This is a genomic window from Ruegeria sp. Ofav3-42 (assembly GCF_022347725.1).
Classification (GTDB): domain Bacteria; phylum Pseudomonadota; class Alphaproteobacteria; order Rhodobacterales; family Rhodobacteraceae; genus Ruegeria.
Genome location: NZ_JAKRGB010000043.1, coordinates 1 through 4,436, shown reverse-complemented (window position 1 = coordinate 4,436; position 4,436 = coordinate 1). Strand labels below are relative to the sequence as shown.

The 4,436-nt window shown below is 63.1% G+C and carries 3 protein-coding genes; all 3 read right to left on the bottom strand.

All coding sequences use genetic code 11. The features are described 5' to 3' along the window. On the bottom strand, positions 1–2,856 hold the full coding sequence (gene gcvP / locus MHN28_RS24600; RefSeq protein ID WP_239345664.1) for an aminomethyl-transferring glycine dehydrogenase: 2,856 nt from the start codon (positions 2,854–2,856) through the stop codon (positions 1–3). 111 nt (positions 2,857–2,967) lie between these two features. Next, positions 2,968–3,333 carry a glycine cleavage system protein GcvH gene (gene gcvH, locus MHN28_RS24595; protein ID WP_239345662.1) on the bottom strand — a complete coding sequence of 122 codons (366 nt, stop codon included), beginning with the start codon at positions 3,331–3,333 and terminating at the stop codon, positions 2,968–2,970. Between the two features lie 18 nt (positions 3,334–3,351). After that, a partial coding sequence (gene gcvT / locus MHN28_RS24590; protein ID WP_239345660.1) for a glycine cleavage system aminomethyltransferase GcvT occupies positions 3,352–4,436 on the bottom strand: 1,085 nt, incomplete at its 5' end.

Below are 4,436 nucleotides of genomic sequence, written 5' to 3'. Positions count from 1 at the left end.
TTACTCGGCGGCTTCCTCATACGCGTCCATTGGCGGGCATGTGCAGATTAGGTTTCTGTCGCCGTATGCGTTGTCGACGCGGTTGACGGGGGACCAGTATTTGTCGACGCCCATGGAGCCCGGGGGGAAGCAGGCCTGTTCGCGGGTGTAGGGGCGGTCCCAGTCGCCGACCAGATCGCGCACCGTGTGGGGGGCGTTTTTCAGCGGGTTGTTCTCCGCGTCGATCTGGCCGTCGATGATGTCCTGCGCCTCAGCCCGGATCGAGAGCATGGCGTCGCAGAAGCGGTCGAGCTCGGCCATGGGTTCCGATTCCGTGGGCTCGACCATCAGGGTGCCCGCCACCGGCCAGGACATGGTCGGCGCGTGGAAGCCTGAATCGACCAGACGTTTGGCGATGTCGTCGACACTGACATGGGCGGCCTCGTCCAGCGGACGGGTGTCGAGGATGCATTCATGCGCCACCCGGCCCGTCTCGGACGTGTAGAGGATCGGATAGGCATCCTGCAGACGCGCCGCGATATAGTTGGCGTTCAGGATGGCCACTTTTGTGGCCTGCGTCAGACCCGCGCCGCCCATCAGCAGCACATAAGCCCAGCTGACCGGCAGGATCGACGGCGAGCCGAAGGGCGCGGCCGAGACCGGACCCACGGCGGTGCCGTATTCCGGATGGCCGGGCAGGTGTTCGGTCAGGTGCGCCTTGACGCCGATCGGACCCATGCCGGGGCCGCCGCCGCCATGCGGGATGCAGAAGGTCTTGTGCAGGTTCAGGTGGCTGACGTCGCCGCCAATGTCACCCGGACGCGACAGACCGACCATGGCGTTCATGTTGGCGCCGTCGATATAGACCTGACCGCCGTGGTCATGGGTGATCTGGCAGACCTCCTGCACGGTGGTCTCGAACACGCCATGGGTCGACGGGTAGGTGATCATGCAGGCGGCCAGATGATCCGAGTGCTTTTCCGCCTTGGCGCGGAAGTCATTCAGATCAATGTTGCCGTTCTCATCCGCCTGCACCGGCACAACCTGCCAGCCCACCATCTGGGCCGAGGCCGGGTTGGTGCCATGGGCCGAGGTCGGGATCAGACAGACATTGCGATGCCCTTCGCCGCGGGCGAAGTGATAGTTGCGGATGGTCAGCAGGCCTGCGTATTCCCCCTGCGCACCCGAGTTGGGCTGCTGGCTGATCGCGTCATAGCCGGTGATCTGGCACAGCTTGTCGTTCAGATCATCGATCATCTCGTGATAGCCCTGCGCCTGATCTTGCGGCACAAACGGGTGCAGGTTGCCGAACTCGGGCCAGGTGACCGGGATCATCTCGATCGTGGCGTTCAGCTTCATGGTGCAGGACCCCAGCGGGATCATCGCCCGGTCCAGCGCCAGGTCACGGTCGGCCAGACGGCGCATATAGCGGGTGATCTCGGCCTCGGCCCGGTTCTTGTGGAAGATCTCGTGGGTCAGATAGGCGCTTTCGCGCAACGCGTAATCGGGCAGGCGATAGACCTTGTTCGAGCTGTCGTCCTTGCGGTCGATGCCGAAGGCACCCCAGACCGCCTCGATGGTCTCGGGCCGGGTCTGTTCGTCCAGGCTGATGCCAACCTTGGTCTCGCCCACCTTGCGCAGGTTCACACCACGCGCCACGGCGGCCTCCATGACCGTCTTCTGCAGGTGGCCGACCTCGACCGTGATGGTGTCGAAGAACACCTCGGGTTCGACCGAGAAGCCCGCCTCTTCCAGACCAGCGGCCATGCGCGAGGTCTTGCGGTGCACCGATTGCGCGATGGCCTTGATGCCGTCGGGGCCATGGTACACGGCATACATCGAGGCGATCACCGCCAGCAGCGCCTGCGCAGTACAGACGTTCGAGTTGGCTTTCTCGCGGCGAATGTGTTGTTCGCGGGTCTGCAGTGCCAGGCGGTAGGCCTTGTTGCCGCGGCTGTCGATCGACACACCGATGATCCGGCCGGGCATCGCGCGCTTCAGCTTGTCGGTGGTCGCCATGTAAGCAGCGTGCGGCCCGCCATAGCCCATCGGAACGCCAAAGCGCTGGGTCGAGCCAATGGCAATGTCCGCGCCCATCTCACCCGGTGACTTCAGCAGCGCCAGCGACAGGATGTCGGCCGCCACGATGGCAATCGCTTTATGTTCATGCAGCGCCGCGATCTCGGCGGTGAAGTCGCGCACGTGGCCATGGGTGCCGGGATACTGGAAGATCGCGCCAAAGACCGCGCCCGCATCCAGCGTGTCGGGATCGGCGACCTGTACGTCGATGCCCAGAGGCTCAGCCCGGGTTTTGATCACGGCGATGGTCTGTGGGTGGCAGTTCTTGTCGACGAAGAAGGCCGCGTTGTTGGCCTTGGACCGACCGCCGCGCTTGGCCATCGCCATCGCCTCGGCCGCGGCTGTGGCTTCGTCCAGCAGCGAGGCGTTGGCCACGTCCAGACCGGTCAGGTCGCTGACCATGGTCTGGAAGTTCAGCAGCGCCTCAAGACGGCCCTGGCTGATCTCGGGCTGATAAGGCGTATAGGCGGTGTACCAGGCCGGGTTTTCCAGAATGTTGCGCAGGATCGGCGCAGGCGTGGTGGTGCCATAGTAACCCTGACCGATCAACGAGGTCAGAACCTTGTTCTTGCTCGCCACCTCTTTCATGTGGAACAGAGCATCGCGTTCCGTCATCGCCGGACCCCAGTCCAGCGGCTCTTTCTGCCGGATCGCGGGGGGGACGGTGGCGTCGATCAGCTGGTCCAGCGTCTTGAAGCCGATCACCTGCAGCATGTCGCGCATCTCGGTCGGGCTGGGCCCAATGTGGCGGCGATTGGCGAAGTCATAGGCTTCGTAGTCAGTCAGTTTGAAGGCCATGGTAGCGCTCCTCAGGGAATGTCTTACCCAGCCGCTCTGGCGGATGCCTCCGGCGGGAGTATTTGGGAAAAGATGAAGCGGGGGAGCCCCGATGGCGGGGCTCCGAAGGGGTTAGCCGATGAAGGCCTTGTAGCCGGCTTCGTCCATCAGATCTTCCAGCTGCGCGGCATCTGCGATCTTGATCTTGTAGATCCAGGCTTCGCCTTCGGGATCTTCGTTCAGCGCGCCAGGGTTGTCGGCCAGCGCCTCGTTCACCTCGGTGATCTCGCCATCGACCGGCGCATAGAGCTCGGAGGCCGCCTTGACGGATTCGATCACGCCGATCTCGCCGCCCTTTTCGAACTCGTCGCCTGCTTCCTGCTGTTCCACGAACACCACGTCACCCAGCTGCTCGGCCGCGTGCGCGGTGATGCCCAGAGTGGCCGTGTCACCCTCAACGGTCAGCCATTCATGCTCTTCGGAATAATAGGTTGCCATCTTGTCTCTCTCCTGACTTCAACGCTTGTAATTCTGTTTGACGAAGGGCAGCGCCACGATCTGCGCCGGCTGCGGCTTGCCCCGGATGATCAGGTTCACCACCTCACCCGGCTCGCCATGGCCCTTGCTCACATAGCCCATCGCCACCGGTCCGCCGACCGTGGGGCCAAACACGCCCGAGGTGATCTGCCCGATCGTATTGCCTTCGGCGCACTGGATTTCCACACCCTGACGTGCAGGCGCCCGGCCTTCGGGCTTGATGCCGACCAGCTTTTTGGCGGGGCCTTCGGCCAGTTCCCTTTGCACCCGCTCGGCACCCGGGAAACCGCCTTCTTCCTTGCGGCGCTTCTGGATCGCCCAAGCCAGCGAGGCCTCGATCGGCGAGGTGCTCTGGTCGATGTCATTGCCATAGAGGCACAGACCCGCCTCAAGCCGCAGGCTGTCGCGCGCGCCCAGACCGGCGGCTTCGCAATCCTCATGCGCCAGGAACGCCTTGCTGATCTCGATGGCCTTGTCCTCGGGGATCGAGATCTCGTAGCCATCCTCGCCGGTATACCCCAGACGCGAGATGCGGCACTCGACACCGTTGATATCCGCCACGGTGGTTTCCATGAACTTCAGGTCGCGGGCCGCGGGGCAAAGACCACCCACAACGTTTTCCGCTGCCGGGCCCTGCACCGCCACCAAAGCGCGATCGAAGATCTCAATCACTTCGACGCCTTCAAGGTGCTCACGCATATGCGGAATGTCCTGATGGCGCAGCGCCGCGTTCACCACCACAAAGTAGTGATCCCCCGCGTTCGACACGATCAGGTCATCCATGATCCCGCCTTCCGGGTTCGTGAAAAACCCGTACCGCGCCTTGCCGTCCTTCAGCGTCGCATAAGCCTGCGGGCACAAAGCTTCCAGCTTCTCCCCCACATGTTCACCCCGAAGGATCACCTGACCCATATGAGACACATCAAACAACGCCGCCTTCTCACGACACTGCTTATGCTCCCCCATGATCCCCAACGGATACTGAACAGGCATCTCCCACCCAGCAAAATCAACCAACTTACCGCCCAACTCAACGTGTAAATCGTAAAGAGGCGTGCGTTTCA